This window comes from Fictibacillus nanhaiensis (assembly GCF_049537595.1).
Lineage (GTDB): Bacteria > Bacillota > Bacilli > Bacillales > Fictibacillaceae > Fictibacillus > Fictibacillus nanhaiensis_F.
In genome coordinates, this window is the sequence record NZ_JBMULM010000001.1 from 1,565,590 (window position 1) to 1,585,261 (window position 19,672).

At 39.3% G+C, this 19,672-nt stretch carries 17 protein-coding genes and 1 other RNA gene; 16 read left to right on the forward strand and 2 right to left on the reverse strand.

Annotated features, from left to right (window positions below):
• The first annotated feature begins 54 nt into the window (after positions 1-54).
• The 14 genes from ACOZ9X_RS07955 (at position 55) to ACOZ9X_RS08020 (ending at position 15,335) form a co-directional block, all read left to right on the forward strand.
• Positions 55-615 (forward strand): SLOG family protein, encoded by a 561-nt coding sequence (locus tag ACOZ9X_RS07955; RefSeq protein WP_423417712.1) that lies wholly within the window; start codon positions 55-57, stop codon positions 613-615.
• Positions 616-697: 82 nt separating this feature from the next.
• The gene (gpsB, locus tag ACOZ9X_RS07960) at positions 698-1,012 is read left to right on the forward strand and encodes a cell division regulator GpsB (protein WP_137789389.1); all 315 of its coding nucleotides are present in this window, start codon (positions 698-700) and stop codon (positions 1,010-1,012) included.
• A 75-nt stretch (positions 1,013-1,087) separates the two neighbouring features.
• Positions 1,088-1,497, forward strand: an RNA gene (gene rnpB, locus ACOZ9X_RS07965) — RNase P RNA component class B.
• Positions 1,498-1,630: 133 nt separating this feature from the next.
• Positions 1,631-2,779 (forward strand): THUMP domain-containing class I SAM-dependent RNA methyltransferase, encoded by a 1,149-nt coding sequence (locus ACOZ9X_RS07970; RefSeq protein ID WP_423417713.1) that lies wholly within the window; start codon positions 1,631-1,633, stop codon positions 2,777-2,779.
• Positions 2,780-3,481: 702 nt separating this feature from the next.
• On the forward strand, positions 3,482-5,002 hold the full coding sequence (locus tag ACOZ9X_RS07975) for a carboxypeptidase M32 (RefSeq protein ID WP_423417714.1): 1,521 nt from the start codon (positions 3,482-3,484) through the stop codon (positions 5,000-5,002).
• A 239-nt stretch (positions 5,003-5,241) separates the two neighbouring features.
• Positions 5,242-5,649 carry a CoA-binding protein gene (locus tag ACOZ9X_RS07980; protein WP_423417715.1) on the forward strand — a complete coding sequence of 136 codons (408 nt, stop codon included), beginning with the start codon at positions 5,242-5,244 and terminating at the stop codon, positions 5,647-5,649.
• 226 nt (positions 5,650-5,875) lie between these two features.
• Positions 5,876-7,816, forward strand: a complete 1,941-nt coding sequence (gene parE, locus ACOZ9X_RS07985) for a DNA topoisomerase IV subunit B (protein WP_423418248.1) — start codon at positions 5,876-5,878, stop codon at positions 7,814-7,816.
• Positions 7,817-7,829: 13 nt separating this feature from the next.
• The gene (gene parC, locus ACOZ9X_RS07990) at positions 7,830-10,274 is read left to right on the forward strand and encodes a DNA topoisomerase IV subunit A (RefSeq protein WP_423417716.1); all 2,445 of its coding nucleotides are present in this window, start codon (positions 7,830-7,832) and stop codon (positions 10,272-10,274) included.
• 295 nt (positions 10,275-10,569) lie between these two features.
• Entirely contained in the window at positions 10,570-11,076 is a 507-nt protein-coding gene (locus ACOZ9X_RS07995; protein WP_423417717.1) for a metal-dependent hydrolase, read from the forward strand.
• Positions 11,077-11,157: 81 nt separating this feature from the next.
• Positions 11,158-11,670, forward strand: coding sequence for a type 1 glutamine amidotransferase domain-containing protein (locus ACOZ9X_RS08000; protein WP_423418249.1), 513 nt, complete (start codon positions 11,158-11,160; stop codon positions 11,668-11,670).
• A gap of 120 nt (positions 11,671-11,790) precedes the next feature.
• Complete coding sequence (locus ACOZ9X_RS08005) at positions 11,791-12,618, forward strand: EcsC family protein (RefSeq protein WP_423417718.1); 828 nt, start codon at positions 11,791-11,793, stop codon at positions 12,616-12,618.
• Between the two features lie 184 nt (positions 12,619-12,802).
• Positions 12,803-13,036 carry a hypothetical protein gene (locus ACOZ9X_RS08010; RefSeq protein ID WP_423417719.1) on the forward strand — a complete coding sequence of 78 codons (234 nt, stop codon included), beginning with the start codon at positions 12,803-12,805 and terminating at the stop codon, positions 13,034-13,036.
• A gap of 84 nt (positions 13,037-13,120) precedes the next feature.
• Positions 13,121-14,614, forward strand: coding sequence for an amidase (locus ACOZ9X_RS08015; protein WP_423417720.1), 1,494 nt, complete (start codon positions 13,121-13,123; stop codon positions 14,612-14,614).
• Positions 14,615-14,777: 163 nt separating this feature from the next.
• The gene (locus ACOZ9X_RS08020; RefSeq protein ID WP_423417721.1) at positions 14,778-15,335 is read left to right on the forward strand and encodes a cysteine dioxygenase; all 558 of its coding nucleotides are present in this window, start codon (positions 14,778-14,780) and stop codon (positions 15,333-15,335) included.
• A gap of 56 nt (positions 15,336-15,391) precedes the next feature.
• On the opposite strand, the gene ACOZ9X_RS08025 is transcribed toward ACOZ9X_RS08020, so the two are convergent.
• Both ACOZ9X_RS08025 and ACOZ9X_RS08030 read right to left on the reverse strand, forming a co-directional pair.
• The gene (locus ACOZ9X_RS08025; protein ID WP_423417722.1) at positions 15,392-16,006 is read right to left on the reverse strand and encodes a sterol desaturase family protein; all 615 of its coding nucleotides are present in this window, start codon (positions 16,004-16,006) and stop codon (positions 15,392-15,394) included.
• Complete coding sequence (locus tag ACOZ9X_RS08030) at positions 15,996-16,694, reverse strand: GntR family transcriptional regulator (protein ID WP_423417723.1); 699 nt, start codon at positions 16,692-16,694, stop codon at positions 15,996-15,998. The genes ACOZ9X_RS08025 and ACOZ9X_RS08030 overlap by 11 nt, the downstream gene beginning before the upstream one ends.
• 206 nt (positions 16,695-16,900) lie before the next feature.
• Here ACOZ9X_RS08030 and ACOZ9X_RS08035 point away from each other — a divergent pair, with 206 nt between their 5' ends.
• Both ACOZ9X_RS08035 and ACOZ9X_RS08040 read left to right on the forward strand, forming a co-directional pair.
• Positions 16,901-18,403, forward strand: coding sequence for a spore germination protein (locus ACOZ9X_RS08035; RefSeq protein ID WP_423417724.1), 1,503 nt, complete (start codon positions 16,901-16,903; stop codon positions 18,401-18,403).
• Positions 18,400-19,611, forward strand: coding sequence for a Ger(x)C family spore germination protein (locus ACOZ9X_RS08040; protein WP_423417725.1), 1,212 nt, complete (start codon positions 18,400-18,402; stop codon positions 19,609-19,611). Before ACOZ9X_RS08035 ends, ACOZ9X_RS08040 begins: the two co-directional genes overlap by 4 nt.
• Positions 19,612-19,672: the final 61 nt, after the last annotated feature.

Genomic DNA, 19,672 nt, shown 5'->3' on the forward strand with positions numbered 1-19,672 from the left:
GCCCCGGCTATAGACAGAGCCGGGTGTTTTTCATTAATAGGAGGTTTTCTAAACATGCTTCAAACACTGCTTGTCAGTGGCTACAAAGCTCATGAGCTGGGTATTTTTAGTGATAAACACGAAGGGGTATACTACATCAAGAAAGCGATTGCTCAAAAGTTGGTCTCACTTCTGGATGAAGGTTTAGAGTGGGTAATCATCAGTGGGCAACCTGGTGTAGAAATGTGGGCTGCAGAAGTGGTATTTGAACTTCAAACGGAATTTACTGATTTAAAGCTAGCTGTTCTAACGCCGTTCTTAGAGCAAGAATCTCGTTGGAAAGAAAATATTCAGGAAAAATATCACGAAATTTTAGCTGGTGCCGATTTTGTTGATTCGGTAAGCCGCAAGCCATATGAGTCGCCAGGACAGCTTCGAGCTAAGAATCAGTTTCTTGTACAAAAAAGCGATGCCGTCTTGCTTCTTTACGACGAAGAAAAAGATGGTTCACCGAAGTATTATTTAGATGCAGCCAAACAAAAGCAGGAAATGGACAATTCGTACGAAATATTTTATATTACTCCTTATGACTTGGATGTTCTTGTTCAAGAGGAACAATACAATCGTAATGAATAAAGTAATCTAAAGTCGAAAAAAATTGACATTTAGGTCAGGTAGTGAAAAAATAATTTTAGAATCTTTGTGTGAGGTGATTCACATGAGTGAACAGCGTTTTCATTTAACGGCGAAAGAAATACTGGAAAAAGACTTTAAACAAGGCTTTCGTGGCTATGATCAAGACGAAGTGGACAAATTCTTAGATCTTATTATTAAGGATTATGAAAATTTCCAAAAAGAGTATGATGCAGTTGTTCAAGAGAACAATCGACTTCGTAAAGAAGCTCAAAATTCTACTGATCATCAGCAAACACGCAGAATGTCTGCAGTAACTTCCAGCACGACGAACTCCGATATTCTTCAGCGTTTGTCCAACTTGGAAAAACATGTTTTTGGCAGTAAACTGTACGATTGATTCCAGTAATTATCCATTTGTTTTTCTACATTCAGCATGCTATAATGAATCTTGCTTTTAAAAATTAAATCAATAACGTTCGGGTAATCGCTGGATCTGATTTTTCAGGTTTAGAGGAAAGTCCATGCTCGCACGGATCTGAGATGACCGTAATGATCGTGCCTGGCCAAAAAATAAGCCAGGGTAGCTTGGTTTGCTCTTTTGAGCTTACTGGGTTAACGGCAGGGAACGCACCTAAGTCCATTGGATATGGTGTTAATACCTTGAAAGTGCCACAGTGACGTAGTCCCGATGGAAACAGAGGGAGTGGAACGAGGTAAACCCCACGAGCGAGAAACCCAAATTATGGTAGGGGAGTTTCCCATTTCGGAATTGAACGATTGGGAGAACAAGAAGCCAAGGCTTTTTGTAGATAGATGATTACCACCGGTGTACGAGGCTACCAGCCGCTTGCAGTACTAAGGAACAGAACATGGCTTACAGAACGTTATTGGTACCTAAATTAAAGCTGAATGAGGGCCCCGTTTACCGGGGCTTTTTCTATTTACATAAAAAGTGCAGCTAAATAAGGGTATACTTATTAACATAAGAATTGATGATAATTAAGGAGTTCATATTATGACACAATTACGACTGCTAGCAACAGCCGCTATGGGATTAGAAGCACTCGTAGCCAATGAAGTTCGCGCTCTAGGGTTTGAAAATGTAAAAGTTGAAAACGGGAAAGTTTATTTTGATGGTGATGAGAAGACGTTAGTAAAAGCTAACTTATGGCTAAGAACAGCAGATCGCGTAAAATTAGTGGTAGGTGAGTTTAAAGTGGAGACGTTCGATGAACTTTTCGAGCAGACGAAAGCACTTCCGTGGGCTGATTTTATTCCTGAAGATGGGGAATTCCCTGTAATCGGTCGATCTGTTAAATCCAAACTCTTTTCTGTATCTGACTGTCAAGCGATCGTTAAAAAAGCAGTAGTTGACAACTTAAAAACAGCTTATAACCGTAAGACGTGGTTTCCTGAAGACGGCGCATTGTATCGTATTGAGGTTGCGATTCATAAAGATATTGCAACATTAACGCTAGATACGAGTGGTACAGGTCTTCATAAGCGCGGATACCGTGAGTTGCATTCAGGTGCGCCTATTAAAGAAACGATGGCTGCAGCCCTAATCATGCTAACAAATTGGACACCTGATAAGCCTTTCGCAGATCCTTTCTGTGGGTCTGGAACATTGCCGATCGAAGCTGCGATGATCGGACAAAATATCGCACCTGGTCTAAATCGTGAGTTTGCTTCAGAAAAATGGAACTGGATCGATAAAAAAGTTTGGTATGAGGCAGTTGGAGAAGCGCAAGATGTTGCGAAATACGATCTGCCTCTTGAGATTCAAGGGTCTGATATTGATCATAAGATGATCGAACTATCTAAGAACAATGCAAACGAAGCTGGCTTCGAGGACTTTATCACGTTTAAACAGATGCAAGTCCGCGATTTTACGACTAGAAAAGATTACGGATGTCTTGTAACAAACCCGCCTTACGGAGAGCGATTAGGTGAGAGAGAAGAAGTAGCACAGATGTATCGTGATCTAGGTATGGCGATGAACCCATATGATACATGGAGTGTGTACGTCATTACTTCAAATGAAAAATTTGAAGAATATTATGGTCGTTCAGCAACAAAAAAACGTAAGCTTTATAACGGAGATCTGAAAACCGACTATTATCAGTACTTTGGAAAACGTCCACCTAGACAGCACCAGAGCTAAAGAGTGCGGTTTGAACATATAGTGAGTAGCCCTAAGTGTCGAAGATTGTAGACTTGCGGATAAAAGCCCGAAACTTGTGGATTGAGCTATAAAATTTATGGATTCAAGCAGAAAAATTTTGGATTCAACCTCCAAAAAGATAAAGAAGGCTGACTTTTTGAAGGAGTCAGCCTTTTTTAATGTGAATCATAAGACCAATAGCAATAGAACAAAAATAATTTCACGTACCGTACAAATTAACTATATTTTCTTCGAAAAACATAGGAAATTAACAATTTTGAACCAAAATTATATAAATTACACTTACTCGATGTTACATTAAACAACCTTAATAAAGACCTTCACTACAAAATACTGAAACAAAAGTTTAAAGACATTATAAACACGTACATACTATGCCTAAATATTAAATTAAAGGCAGGTTATTTCTATGTACCCACAATTTAGCCATTTAGATAGCATTCAAAAAGCATTACAAAACCTAAAACCACATCTGGAAAATCATCATAAAGCCGAAATACAAAGTGTCCTTCATCGATCGATTGGTCATGTAAATAATATTGATCCGTCCTTCGCTGCGTATGCAGAACTATTCAAGGAAGAATTTTAGAAAAAAAAATCGACCAGCAGGACTTTTTTATTGCGTCACGAATTCTTATAACGGTATGTTTTTAATGAAACCGTGAAGGGATGGAATAGTAAATGACACAAACAAAAGTTACTGTTGAAAAAGAATTTTTAGATTATGTAAAAAAAATGGTCCATATCAATGAAGCGATCGGACTCATGTATTGGGACCTTCGCACAGGTGCACCTAAAAAAGGTGTTGAACAACGTTCAGAAGTGATCGGAACGTTATCATCTGATGTATTTGCAATGTCTACTTCTGAAGAAATGAAGAGTTATATCGAAGAACTTTCTAAATCAGATGTACAGGACTCTTTGTCGGATGTTACGAAAAAGACGCTCCAAGAAGTGAAGAAAGATTACGAGCGTAACGCCAAGATTCCTCCTGCAGAATTTAAAGAGTACGTTATTCTTCAATCAAAAGCAGAAACAGTATGGGAAGAAGCGAAGAACGCGAATGACTTCTCCTTATTCCAGCCGTATTTAGAAAAGCTTGTTGATTTTAATAAGAAATTTATCGGTTATTGGGGCTATGAAGGGAATAAGTACAATACACTCCTAGATATGTATGAGCCAGGGGTTACTGTTGAAATTCTAGATGAAACGTTTTCAAAACTTCGTGATCGAATTGTACCATTGCTTCAGAAAGTAACAGAAGCAGGACAACCAGATACTAAGTTTTTATTTGAACATTTTCCAAAAGAGAAACAAAAGGAATTTAGTTTGCATGTATTAAAAGATATGGGTTACGATTTTGATTCTGGTCGTTTGGATGAAACGGTTCACCCGTTTGCGATCGGATTGAATCCTGGAGACGTTCGTGTAACGACAAAGTATATGGAAAATGACTTCAGAACGGCTGTTTTTGGAACTATCCATGAAGGCGGACACGCACTTTATGAGCAAAATATATCCAATGAGTTAGTTGGGACACCTCTTGCTACAGGTACATCTATGGGCATTCACGAGTCTCAATCTCTGTTCTGGGAGAACTTTGTAGGTCGTCACTATGGTTTCTGGAAGAATCAGTACAACATGCTTAAGACTGTTTCAGGTTCACAGTTTAACGGTGTAGAGCTAGAAGAATTCTATCGTTCAATTAACGTGGTTGAGCCTTCACTCATTCGTATCGAAGCTGATGAGATGACATACCCACTTCATGTTATTGTTCGATATGAAATTGAAAAAGGTTTGTTTAACGATGAGATCGAAGTAAAAGACCTTCCGCGTATCTGGAACGAGAAAATGCAAGAGTACATTGGTGTAACGCCGAAGAACGATGCAGAAGGTGTTCTTCAGGATGTTCATTGGTCAGGCGGAAGCTTTGGTTACTTCCCATCCTATGCTCTTGGATATATTTATGCAGCGCAGCTGAAACAAGCAATGCTGAAGGATATTCCTGACTTTGATGCACTTATGGAGTCTGGTAACCTCCTGCCGATCAAAGAATGGTTAACGAAGAACGTTCACCAATATGGCAAGATGAAGAAACCAATCGAAATCTTAAAAGACGTAACAGGTGAGGGGCTTAATCCAGATCATCTGATCGCTTATTTCGAAAAGAAATACAGTGAAATTTACCGCTTAGAGAACTAATTACACCTTACCGGCGGACTCGAATTATTCATCGAGAATGCCGGTTTTTTTGCATAATCTGAAAGTATCACCTGTTTACAAGATGACATTTATTGTTACATCAAGTTTATGATGAACGTATAAGATCAACTAACGCTGTTTCGAAAAGCTTGGCATCAGCCAAGTTTTCTTTATGAAAATGTTTCATTTGTTCATATTTTGTCTAAAACTATATAAAAAGACACTAGGAGGAAATATTCATGGGAGCTGCAACGACACAAGATATCCAGAACTTGTTAAAATTAAGAAAACGCATTGCTGTAGTCGGTCTATCTGATCAACCTTTTCGCACGTCCTATATGGTTTCAGAATACATGCAGAATGCCGGTTACGAGATTATTCCCGTAAATCCTAATGTCAAAGAGGTTTTAGGGCAAAAAGCATACGCAACGCTCGAAGAAATTGAAGGTCATGTTGATATTGTTAATGTTTTTAGACGCAGTGAGTACTTACCGGAAGTTGCTCGTTCTGCAGCAAAAATTAAAGCTGGTTTCTTTTGGGCACAGTTAGGACTTTACAGTGCAGAAGCAGAAGAGATTTTGCAAAGTGCGACGATTCCTTATATTATGGATAAGTGCATTAAAGTGGAACATGCTATGATACGGTAGTAATGAACCACCCGCAATCATACGGGTGGTTTTCCCATGTTATCTAGTACTGTCACTTTTTTATTAGAAAATATTCTTTTCGACACTAAAGGTTTTCAGTCGATATACCGAGAAATAAGAGGAGAATATACAGACAACAGTAGTATAGAAACAAACGTTCTGCTATTATAGTAGTACTGCAGCAACGCGAAAGGAGCAACACAACTTGGCTAGTAATAAGTCATTAATGGAGTATAACGATGATGCCATACAGGTGCTCGAAGGTTTGGAAGCCGTTCGAAAGCGTCCAGGTATGTATATTGGAAGCACGGATGCTAGAGGCTTGCATCACCTCGTATATGAAATTGTAGATAACGCTGTTGATGAAGCTTTAGGCGGATTCGGTGATTACATACATGTGAAAATTCACAAAGACAATAGTGTGTCGGTATCTGATGATGGCCGCGGAATGCCAACAGGTATGCACAAACTTGGAAAGCCAACTCCTGAAATTATTTTTACAGTTCTTCACGCTGGCGGAAAGTTTGGTCAAGGTGGGTACAAAACATCTGGCGGCCTGCATGGTGTAGGTGCATCAGTAGTAAATGCCTTATCTGAATGGTTGGAAGTAACGATCCACCGTGACGGCAAGACGTATCGTCAGCGTTTTGAGAATGGCGGTAAACCGGCAACAACCTTAGAAGTGATCGGAAATACACGTAAGTCTGGAACGACCGTCCATTTCAAACCAGACCAGACCATGTTTTCTACGATCAACTATAACTATGAAACATTAAGCGAGCGTTTACGTGAAGCAGCATTCTTGTTAAAAGGGATCAAGATCGTACTTGAAGATGCACGTAACGGCGAAAAAGACGAGTTTCAGTTTGATACAGGTCTCGAGGCATTCGTGAAATACTTGAATGAAGATAAAGACTCTCTTCACACTGTTGTGAGTTTTGAGGGCATACAAAATGAGATCGAAGTGGATTTTGCGTTTCAGTATAACGATGGTTATGCAGAAAACGTATTATCGTTCGTAAACAACGTACGAACTAAAGACGGCGGAACGCATGAATCAGGTGCGAAAACGGCGATCACTAGAAGCATTAACGAATACGCTCGAAAAACGAACATGTTAAAAGAGAAAGATAAAAACTTAGACGGATCTGATATCCGTGAAGGTTTAACAGCTGTTGTTTCCGTTCGAATTCCAGAAGAATTTCTGCAATTTGAAGGGCAAACGAAGAGTAAGCTCGGCACGAGTGAAGCACGTTCTGCTGTAGATGCTGTAGTAGCGGTTAAACTGGCGTATTTCCTAGAGGAAAATCCTGCAATTAGTGAAATGCTCATCCGTAAAAGTATTAAAGCCGCACAAGCACGTGAAGCAGCACGAAAAGCACGGGAAGATGCTCGAAACGGTAAAAAGAACAAACGTAAGGATTCCATGTTAAGCGGTAAATTAACTCCAGCTACATCAAAGAATCCTGAACGGAATGAACTTTATCTTGTTGAGGGTGATTCTGCAGGCGGATCGGCTAAGCAAGGAAGAGACCGTAAGTTTCAGGCGATTCTTCCGCTAAGAGGAAAAGTAATCAATACAGAAAAAGCAAAGCTTGCTGACATCTTCAAGAACGAAGAAATCAATACGATCATCCATGCGATTGGAGCTGGAGTCGGTTCTGATTTTACATTAAAAGATGTGAACTACGATAAGATCGTAATCATGACTGATGCAGATACAGATGGTGCACATATCCAAGTGCTATTACTCACTTTCTTCTATCGCTATATGAAACCACTTATTGAGGAAGGAAAAGTATTCATTGCGCTTCCTCCACTTTACAAAGTAAGTAAAGGGACCGGTAAGAAAGAAGTAATCGAATATGCTTGGGATGAAGACGAACTTAGAGAAGCACAGAAAAAGATCGGAAAAGGCTATATCATCCAGCGCTATAAAGGTCTAGGTGAGATGAATGCTGATCAACTATGGGAAACAACGATGGATCCTGACACACGTACATTGATCCGAGTAAGAATTGATGACGCTGCCCGTGCTGAAAAACGTGTATCTGTCCTAATGGGAGATAAAGTAGAACCACGACGAAAGTGGATCGAAGAACACGTTGCATTTGGCATAAACGAAGAAACTAACATACTAGATAACGAGAACTTGTCAGCATTCTGAGGAGGTTTAAAGATTGTCACTGCTTGAGAAATTTAGAGAGCTGCCGTTAGAAGACGTAATCGGCGACCGCTTCGGAAGATACAGTAAATACATCATTCAGGAGCGTGCATTACCTGATGCAAGAGACGGCCTGAAGCCCGTTCAGCGCCGTATTTTATATGCGATGTTCGCAGAAGGAAACACGAACGAAAAACCATACAGAAAATCAGCAAAAACGGTCGGTAACGTAATCGGTAACTATCACCCACATGGTGATTCTTCCGTTTATGAAGCGATGGTTCGTATGAGTCAGGACTGGAAAGTAAGAAATGTTCTGATTCAGATGCACGGTAACAACGGTAGTATTGATGGAGACCCTGCAGCTGCGATGCGTTATACAGAGGCTAGACTATCTGCAATCGCCTCTGAACTGCTCCGTGATATTGATAAAGAAACAGTAGAATTCGCACCAAACTTTGACGATACAACCGAAGAGCCGGTCGTATTACCAAGCCGTTACCCAAACCTCTTAGTCAATGGATCAACAGGGATCTCGGCAGGTTATGCGACAGATATTCCGCCACATCATCTAGGTGAAGTAATCGATGCGGTTACGATGCAGATCGATAACCCCGACGTTTCTCTTGAGGAATTAATGACAGTGATCAAAGGACCAGATTTTCCAACAGGCGGAATCGTTCAAGGTCTTGATGGCATTAAGAAGGCGTTTGAAACTGGAAAAGGCCGCTTTATCATTCGTGCAAAAACAGAGATCGAGAGCTTAAAAGGCGGTCGTCAGCAGATCGTCATTACTGAGGTTCCTTTTGAAGTGAACAAAGCGAATCTCGTTAAGCGCATGGATGAGTTGCGTTTAGATAAAAAGGTAGATGGTATCGCTGAGATCCGCGATGAGACAGATCGCACCGGTCTACGAATCGTAATCGAGCTTCGTAAAGACGGTAATGCAGAAGGAATTCTTAACTATTTCTTTAAAAATACCGATCTTCAAGTCTCCTATAACTACAACATGGTAGCGATTCATAACAAGACACCGAAATTGATGGGTTTGAAGGCGATTCTTCATTCTTATATTCAGCATCAAAAAGAAGTTGTTACTCGAAGAACACGATATGATCTAAGAAAAGCAGAAGAGCGTTCACACATCGTTGAAGGTTTGATCAAAGCTATTTCCATCTTAGACGAAGTGATTGAAACGATTCGTGCTTCTAAAGACAAACGAAATGCAAAAGACAACATTATCGAGAAGTTTCAGTTTACAGAACCACAAGCTGAAGCCATCGTTACGTTGCAGCTTTACCGTTTAACGAATACGGATATTACGACGCTTCAATCGGAAGCTGAGGAATTAGCGAAAAAAATTACGTATCTTCGTTCCTTATTAGACAGCGAGAAAAAGCTGTTTAACGTAATCAAAAAAGAGATGGCTGAGGTTCAGAAGAAATACGCTGATCCACGCCGTACAATCATTGAAGCGGAGATCGAAGAGATCAAGATCGACATGGAAGTGATGATTCCGTCCGAAGATGTTATGGTGACTGTTACAGAAGATGGCTATGTAAAACGCTCTAGCGTTCGTTCATACAGCGCATCAAACGGTGAACCGCCAGGCATGAAAGATACAGATTCTCTTCTCATGGCGTCTCAACTCAACACAACAGAAACGCTACTCATGTTCACGAACAAAGGAAACTACGTTTATCTCCCTGTATACGAGATGCCTGAGATTCGTTGGAAAGACATGGGGCAGCACTTAGCAAGTCTTGTTGGACTAGATAAAGACGAAAGACTGATCAAAGCCTACCCAATAAAAGAATTTGCAGAAAATCAATACCTTATCTTCTTTACTAAGCAAGGTATGGCTAAGAAAACAGAACTCAAATCTTATAAAGCAACACGATATAACCGTCCATTAATGGCTGTTAAGTTAAAAGCAGATGATGAAGTCGTTGACGTTTCACTAACAAACGGAGAGCAAGATGTTTTCATTACGACACATTTTGGATTGGGACTATGGTTTGCAGAAGAAGAAATCTCCATCGTTGGACAGAGAGCTTCAGGAGTTAAAGGAATTAACTTGAAAACTGGTGACCATGTGGTTAGCGGATTTGCACTTCCGGAAGATCCGGAAAAGGCACAAGTTGTTATTGCCACACAGCGTGGTGCGCTTAAAAAGATGAAAATTACAGAATTTGAAAGAACTTCACGTGCGAAACGCGGTCTTGTGATGGTAAGAGAATTGAAATCAAACCCTCATCGTATTGTGGGAATGAAGTTAATAACTGCAGATGACACACAATTTGTTTTAGAAACAAGTTCAGGAAAAGTTGAGAAGATTTCTACATCGAACTATAAGCCAGCTGATCGATATAACAATGGATCGTTTGTTGTGGATACAGGTGAAACGGGTCCGATTACTCAAATTAAATCAATGGTTTCAACTGAACAATCAAAAGAGTAGCTCTTGCTGCTCTTTTCTTCTTTTTTTGAAGGTTAAAAACTTCGGAGTCTTGAAAGTGGTGATTTCCGTTCCAGGATGCTCACTTTCCGGGGGGCGTGAGGTGAGCCACCTCGACACTTCGTGCCCTTAGGTGTCTCACCTGTCCCGCTGATCCCCCAGGAGTCTCGCACCTTGCACTCCAATCAACTTGTCATTGAAGAAAAAAATAAAGATCAACAAATCTTTAGGATTTAACATTAAGTTAAGAAAAACTATATGGGAAACGACACAACCAGAGAAATGAGAGATACATAACATGAAGAGCAACACACATTTACTTGGAGGCGTTGTAGCAGGGGCTTCTTATAAAGCATTTACCGATTTGCCTCCGGAGACTATGCAGCATGAGCTTACTTTTTTCGGTGCGGCTGTTCTAGGCAGTTTGCTTCCTGATCTTTGCCATCCAGGATCATATTTAGGTAAGAAAACGGTTTTTCTTTCAAAAACGATTTCAGCGACATTTGGTCATCGTACGATTACTCATAGTTGGATTATGATCTTATTATTATTTTTATTGCCGCAATGCATAGAGTGGCGATTTGAAGAAACTTTAAGCATCGGCTTGGTGATCGGGGTGCTTTCACATCTCGTTTTGGATGCTGCAACTTCGAGAGGTATTCAGCTTCTGTATCCGCTGCCCATTCGATTTCGTTTTCCATTCTACACGAAAACAGGTTCAAAAACGGAAACAAACATAGCCTCGTTACTTGGTTTAATAGCTGCTGTATTAATGATTCATCTATATATCGTGGCCTTGTTTTAAAGCAAGAACTTAAAAAGGGGTTTAATATACTTCCTCAATGGTAATACAACAAATGTACACATAAAATTGAGGAGTGGTTAAATAATGGCTAAAATTGCAACAGTACTCGCAAACATGTTTGAAGATGTAGAATATACTGAACCAGCAAAAGCGTTTCGTGAAGCTGGCCATGAGGTAACCGTTATCGGCTCAGAAAAGGGTGCAACACTAGAAGGCAAGCAAAAAGAAGCACAAGTAACAACCAATGCTGCCATTTCGGAAGTGTCACCTGAAGATTATGATGCGCTTTTCATTCCTGGTGGATTCTCGCCTGATATCTTAAGAGGTGATGATCAATTCGTTCAGTTCACCAAGCATTTTGCTGACGAAGGAAAGCCTGTATTTGCAATCTGTCATGGACCGCAGCTCTTGATTTCTGCAGAGGTATTAAATGGTAGACACATTACAGGGTATAAGTCCATTCATGTTGATCTGAAGAACGCCGGAGCAACAGTAAAGGATGAAGAAGTAGTCGTGTGTGGAGGCAATCTAGTAACAAGTCGTCAACCAGATGACATTCCAGCTTTTATTCGTGAATCCCTAAAAACTCTATAATAATCACCTTTTCATTGAAGTACCGTCTAGAATTTGATTCTAGACGGTTTTTCACGTGTTGAAACTTAAATCAGCACAAAACGTACAATAGTTATGAAAATATAGATGGGATGAAGGACGATGGAATCAAAAGAGTATTTATTAAAAGAACTTCAACAGATCGAGAAATGGGAGAAAGATCAAAAAGGCTTGTGGTTCTGGGAGCGAATTACCCGGCTGCCGTTCAAGCTGCTAGATAAAGTGACACCAAAGTTTATTCAAAATAAGATTGGAACACTTCTCGATGAAATAGGTGGTTACATACAAAACGGTGGTCAATATCTAACTAAAGAGATATCTGTTTTTCAGTTCTTCGAAAAACAAACCGGAAGAACGATAGAAGAGTTAGCAGACTTTAAAACTATACCATTGGAAGAAATGAAGAACGTTTCTTTGGAGTTAGCAAACAAACGAAAAAGTGCAGCAACCCTTCAAGGAGCCAGTACTGGAATTGGAGGTATCTTCACATTAGCCATTGATATACCTGCCATTTTAGCAATCTCTTTAAAGACCTTACAAGAAATCGCAATCATACACGGGTATGATCCAAACGATAAAGAAGAACGAGTCTATATCCTAAAATGCCTTCAGTTCTCTACGTCTGATTATGTGGGTAAAGAAGCGATTCTAAATGATCTTGCTGCAATTAGTGAGGACGAGATGAAATCAAGAGAAGTTATTTCTCAAATTCAAGGTTGGCGCGAAGTCACTTTAACATTTACAGAGTCATTTGGCTGGAAAAAGCTTTTTCAGATGGTACCGATCGCAGGGATTATCTTTGGAGCTTTCGCCAATCGTTCCATGATCAATGATCTTGCGGAAACAGGAACAATGCTTTATCAAAAAAGAAGAATTGTAGAAAGGTTAAAGAGTGATACGTCGACCAAATCTACTATTGAATCACAGTAAAATAGAATATATAAAAAGAAGACATTTCTATAATCTTTAAGAAATGTCTTTTCTGGTCCAGTTTTCACACAAATGATCAACGTATTTCTATTTAGAAGGACTAATGAACGTCTATGTGGAAAAGTACATGTAATACACAAAAGAAATATATGTAAATAGTAGAACGTAAGCAGGTGACGAGAAAATGGAACATATTGATAAAAGAAACCGTTTGGAAGAAAAACCTTTTAGTTATCGAGAAACAAAGGATCATAACGTGTTTTTAGATTATTACGGAAAACAAGTAAAAATTCTTAAAGGAAAAGAAGCTGAAAAGTTTTTAAATCGAATAAGAATAGCTGAAAATGTGATGGCAGAACAGTTGATTATGGCTAAAATAACCGGCAATTTTAAAAGGGGTAATGAACGAAAATCATGACATGACTTCATCTCCTTGAGGTGCACAAATTCTATTAAACAATGATTGTAAAGCATTCTCATCAAAGTTCAGGAGTGAGGGAGGATGAAAGGATTCAACTACAAAGACTATGATGGGCTAGGACTTGCTGAGTTGGTTAGAAAGAAAGAAGTACAGCCCATTGAATTAGTTGAAGAGTCCATTAAAAGAATTGACACACTAAATCCGAAAGTTAATGCTGTTATAAACATGATGTATGACAAGGCACGAGCAATGACAGCAAATGCGCAAAAAGGACTCTTTGCTGGTGTACCAACTCTGTTGAAGAATATTTCGCAAGAGGTGGAAGGTGAACCCATTACTGCAGGCTCTAAAGCTTTTCTTTCATACCGAGCAAAAACGGATTCCGAATATGTTCGTAGATTAAGAAAAGCAGGTGTTTTATTTCTCGGACAAACAAACGTACCGGAGTTTGCATTAGTCGCTTATACAGAACCTGTCCAATATGGACCAACACGCAATCCGTGGAATTTAAACCACACGCCAGGAGGATCAAGCGGGGGTTCAGCTGCTGCAGTCGCTTCTGGTATGGTACCTTTTGCGGGTGCGAATGACGGTGGAGGTTCTATCCGGATTCCAGCATCTTATTGTGGCTTGTTTGGATTAAAACCAACAAGAGGCAGAACCCCAGTCGGTCCTAACCTTGGCCGCTCATGGCAGGGAGCATCAGCTGAACACGTCATAACACGAACCGTTAGAGATAGTGCAGCGATGCTTGATCAATTGCACGGCCATGAGAAAGCAGGTGCCTTTCATACGCCAAAATTTGAAGGCAGCTTCCTTGATGCAGCTAGCACCCCAATAAATCGAACGTTAAGAATTGCTTATTCTGTCTCATCTCCCATCGGAACTGAAGTACATCCTGAATGTAGAGATGCCGTTATTAAGTCTGCAAAATTATTACAATCTATGGGGCATGATGTGGAAGAAGTTGATGCACCTGTTGATGGACAAAAGTTAGTGAAGAGTTATCTCATGATGTATTTTGGAGAAACCGCTGCCACTATAACGTCACTGGAAAGTATTCTAGGTAGGAAAGCAACCTACAAGGATGTAGAACCTTCTACGTGGCTGCTTAGTATGCTCGGAAAAGCAACTTCAGCAGAAGAATTTGTACTCAGTATTAGAGAATGGGATAAAGCGGCTCTCCAGATGGAGACCTTTCATGATACTTATGATTTTTACATAACGCCAACGACGGCGTTCCCCCCGGCTTTGATTGGAGAGCTTCAGCCAACAACCTCAGAACAATTCCTTATTCGTACTGTCGGTCAGATCGGGCTTGGAGGGTTATTAAAGAAGGCGGGAATCGTCGATCAGATCGCTAGAAAAAATCTGGCTCGAACTCCTTTTACTCAATTAGCGAATCTAACTGGACAACCAGCTATGAGTGTTCCCCTTCATCTTACAGAAGAGGGACTACCGATCGGCGTACAGTTCATGGCAGCTAGAGGTCAGGAGAGTTTGTTGCTGCAAATGGCTGGAGAACTTGAACAATCTGAATATTGGTTAGATGTAAGACAAAATCCATTGTTTTAAAAACTACGATACTTCAACCGTTTAGCTAATGCTAGACGGTTTTTTACATTTGGGTTAATCATGTCTTTTTCTTACATAAGTGACGAGTATTTGTTCATACAATTAAAGTGGCGCTTCAATCTTTTTTATTTAACTTTTAAACCCTATAGAAGGAGGTAACGTGTTGAAGACGATACTTAAATCATTGAATAATTTAGATTCAATCAAAAACAATCCTTCAAAACAAGATCTCAAGACAGCCCTTTTGTCATTAGATATTGATCTTAAGGATATAGAAACGGAACTGAAAACCTCAAAGAATAAACCATATTATAGAAAGCTTTTATATCAAAACGAAAATGTAGAACTTTTGGTAATGAATTGGTCTCAGTTAGAGTGTGCTCCACATGATCACGGTTCTTCTCAAGGCTGGATTAAAGTGCTTAGTGGTTCTTCCGAAAATACTGTGTATGAGATTAAAGAAAATGGACTGCCTTCTGAATTATTTACAAAGACTCATGAAAGAGAACAAATTTTTTACGCACCTAAAAAAGGAATTCATAAGATGAAAGCCCAAAAGAAAAGCGATCTCGTCACACTTCACCTCTATTCACCACCAATCAGTGGTATGAAGGTATATGATCTTGAAAAATGTTCAGTATGTGTGGTCTCGGATGATTGCGGAGCATGGTGGCCAGATGAGCAGCGTCAAAAATTAAAAGAGATACAGTTGAATGCTTAAAACGTTAAAGTCCGATTGTAGCAAAAGCTCAATTGGACTTTTTCTATTCATCATGCCTATCTCTCTTCTAAATCTTTTGCAGTTGCACTCAATTCTACTTCTTTCTCATCTTTTAACGTTCCAAATATGACATCTATAAAAGGAGTTGATACACCATACCAATAGTTCTCGTTTTTATAATGATGTAAGATATGTGTTTTTTTAATCCATCTTCCAAATCTGGTTTTAGGCTTTAGCGGACGGTGAGCCACATAATGTTTCCATTCATAGATGAAAAACATAACGAGAAGACCGCTTGCAAAAGACAAAGTGTATGGGATGGACCGTGTGATGAGAAAAAGAAGAGTGGATAAAAGAAAGAGGCTAGGAGCGCTATACCAAATGGGCAAAAACAATAATCTCAAATCATTTGGCTTCTTGTGGTGATCATAATGCAATCTTTTTATCAGTTTGAACAAAAATGTATTTTTAGGTGCTTTTATATGAAAGAAATAACGATGGGTGAGGTATTCGCTGAACATGTAAATTAAAATACCTAGAGGAAAGAACAATAAGACATTAATTGTAATGTTCGTTGTAAATAAGTAGCTATTCATCACTATAAAAATAAACATCATTATTAAGATATCAATATGCAAGAAAAAATCGCCATAAATTCCTTTACTCTTCATGTATTTCTCCTCCGTTCATCTGTTTCTTCCAAAGCTGTAAACTGGTTTTCATCATCGATCGAGCTATCTTTTCAGTTCCTTCAATGTCTCCATTCCATATTGAATCCAAAAGAGCAAAGTAATATTGTTTAGAAATTGATCGGTGTGAGGAGTTTTCAAAGTATTGTAGTCCCATCCTTTGATAAAGGTCACTAAAGCTATTCAAGATCAAACGATATATGGGGTTTGGAGATAACTGAGCCATATCTTGCTGCAAGTTCCAATCAAAAATGGCATAAGAATGAGGTTTATCACTTAATTCATCCAATGATGAGAACAAAGCGATTAATCTTAGCCGGTTATGCTTAGATGCATCTTTTATATAAGCTGGAGTTAAGGAAATTCTAAGTTCAAGCATATGTTCAATGAAACCATCGGGAATCTCATCTTCAAGTTGCAGCATATCAACGATTGTCATCAAATTTCCTTGTTTCCAATAATTATTTACTGTGGCTGGGACACCCTTGTGAATAGTGATCCAACCATTTCGTTCCAATCGTTGCAATGCCTCTCTAATTGTTGGTCTTCCTACATTAAATCGGGAAGACAATTCTCTTTCAGATGGCATTGATTCATGAACGCCTATTTTTCCTTCTATTATGGACTGGATAATCTGCCGTCCTACAATATCTGAAGATCTTGTTTTCACAGCGAGTTACACCTCTTTTCTGCTGGTAATACCAATAACTGAATGTGGTATTACCAAATATATGAACGAAAAAGAGTTTCATGCCTCTGTTAAAACCTAGACTTTAAAAGCGCCTGACTGATCATCCAGGTGCTCTTTGTGTTTGCATAAAACTGAAGACAGTTACAAAAGCTGAGAACATGAATTATTTAGAAAGGGGAAAAGGGATGAGCCAGCAATTTTTCAAAAGAAAACGTCATGATTCAACTTCAACAACTGAAAATTATGATCATCTTCACGTATCCTCTAATCTTAAGAACAATTTAACTGAGATTAAAAAAATTCTAGGGGAAAGTATCGATGTAAAGATCGTAGAGTTTTTAGAGATACCTATTCCTTTTGGCATTTGTTACATCGAAGGCTTGATCAACAAACAACAATTGGAGTTATCCATTATTGAACCTATAAAGCGTTCACAATCTGATAATAAAAAGTTAAAACCTAATGAACTTATCCATCAAACAGAAGTTTCCGCAATGATACGTCCTTGTCTGCATTTCGATTTGATTGTTACTCCCGTTTTAAAAGGACAGGTCATTATTTTTGTAGACGGAATATCTGAGGCATATTCTATTCCCCTTGAAACGTGGGAGACACGTGGTGTAGAAGAACCTGAAGCGCAAACAATGGTAAGAGGACCACGTGAAGGATTTATTGAAACACTTCAGACGAATACAACCTTGCTTAGACGCCGAATCTCAAATCCTACTTTACGGTTTAAGCCATTTGAAGTGGGAAAGATTACGAAAACAACGATATTAGTCTCCTATCTTGAAAGCCAAGTTGATCAAGAAGTCTTACAAGAAGTGATAAAAAGGGTATCGAACTTGAATACGGACAAGATATTTGAAAGTGGCATGCTTGAAGAGTTGATCGATGAGAACGGATACTCTCCATTTCCTACTTTTCAATCTACTGAAAGACCAGATGTAGCAGCGGCTGCCTTGTCTGAAGGCAACGTTGTGATCATGTTCGAAGGGACACCATTCGTACTGATCACGCCGACTACATTTATTTCGTTTTTTCAAGCAGCTGAAGATTATTATCATCACTTCGATCTCTCGAGCTTCATTCGTGTGATTCGGGTTATATCGTTCATGATATCTCTTGCTCTACCGGCTGCGTATATTGCCGTTACTACCTTTCATCAAGAACTGATTCCCACAAACCTTCTAGTCAGTTTGGCAGCTCAAAGGGAAGGTGTACCTTTTCCAGCTTTTGTTGAAGCACTTGTTATGGAAACCATCTTCGAAATTCTTCGTGAAGCGGGTATTCGTATGCCGCGTCCCATCGGTTCAGCGGTTTCCATTGTAGGAGCCATTGTTATCGGAGAATCAGCTGTTGCGGCAGGCCTCGTTTCACCTGCGATCGTAATCGTGGTTTCATTAACAGCCATTTCCAGTTTCGTTTCACCGTATTATGGTTTTAGTGGAGCCGCACGGTTGCTGCGATTCGGCTTGATGATTCTAGCAGCCACAACAGGTATTTTTGGAATGATTTTTTTCATGATCGGTCTATTGATCCACCTATGTTCATTAACATCGATGGGAAGACCATACTTCTCACCGTTAGCCCCCTTTCAAAGTGAAAAACAAAAAGACAGCTTATTACGCCTGCCCTTATGGTGGACACAAACGAAGCTGCATAGAAAATGGGTAAAAAAATCATGAGAAGATGGAACTTAATTGCTGTTATTTTCTCTTTTACATTCGTTTTATCTGGATGTGCGGGCCGAGTAGAGCTTAATGAACTACTAATCGTTTCCTCCATAGGTGTGGACTACAAAAAAGATAAAACGATTGTTCATTTTCAAGTGGTGAATCCCGGAGGCACAGCAGGTGGACAAGGTGGTGCACCATCAGGAGGATCTGGGGGATCCGTCTACACCTATACGGTAGTAGGTGAGACTCTTTATGATGCCGTTGAAAAAGGAAGAAATATACTACCTAGAAAATTGCTTTTTTCACATATTACAAGTGTCATTATTGGTGAAAAATACGCAAGAAAAAAAGGAATAGCCCCAATATTTGATTTTATGGAACGAAATCATGAAGTCCGAGATAATATCATCATGTTTGTCGCGAAAAATTCAACGGCTAAAGATATCCTCTCTATTTATACGCCAATCTTTAAGAATCCAGGAGAATCATTAAGAAATAGAGTAAGGTTAGCTGCCACATCTACAGGAATTTCAGAAGGAATCAAGGAAAAAGACGTTGTTCGTTGGCGGTATGGAGAATTTAGAGATCCCGTCATTCAAGGTGTAGGAATTGTAAAGATTAACGATAGTCAAGATGATACATCTAATCTAGAAAATATTCATGCCAATGACAAGACTTACAGAATATCAGGATTGGCTGTCTTCAACAAAGATAAAATGGTGGCTTGGTTAAATAATGATCAAACGAGAGGCTGGTCAATCATTAATAATAGAGTGAAGGAAATCTTTATCTTAAGCCATAAATGTGATAGCCAAAAAGGCAACGTTGGATTCATGGTGAAGAAAGTTGATTCAAGCACAAAAGTAGAGCATTCAAACGGCAGATTAAAATATGTGGTGACTATCAAAGGAAGAGCGATCTTACAAGAAGTGACCTGTGCAGTCGATGTTGGGGATCCGCAAAAACTTCTTGAAATGGAAAAACGAGTAAACCAAGAATTAGCGAGGCATATAAAAAGTACAGTGAAAAAGGCGCAGGAAGAAAAAACGGATGTATTTGGGTTTGGGAAGTTACTTTACAATAAAGATCCAGAAGTTTGGAAGAAATACAAAGAAAATTGGAAAGAAAAGTTTTCCGATGTTGAACTTGAAACAAATGTGTCTATAAAACTTGAATCTGTAGGAGCAAGGGTGGAAACGATCCATGAGCAAAAGTAAATCCTATCGAATTACACTTACGACCTTTTGGATCTTCTCAATGATAAATTTGGCAAGCTTT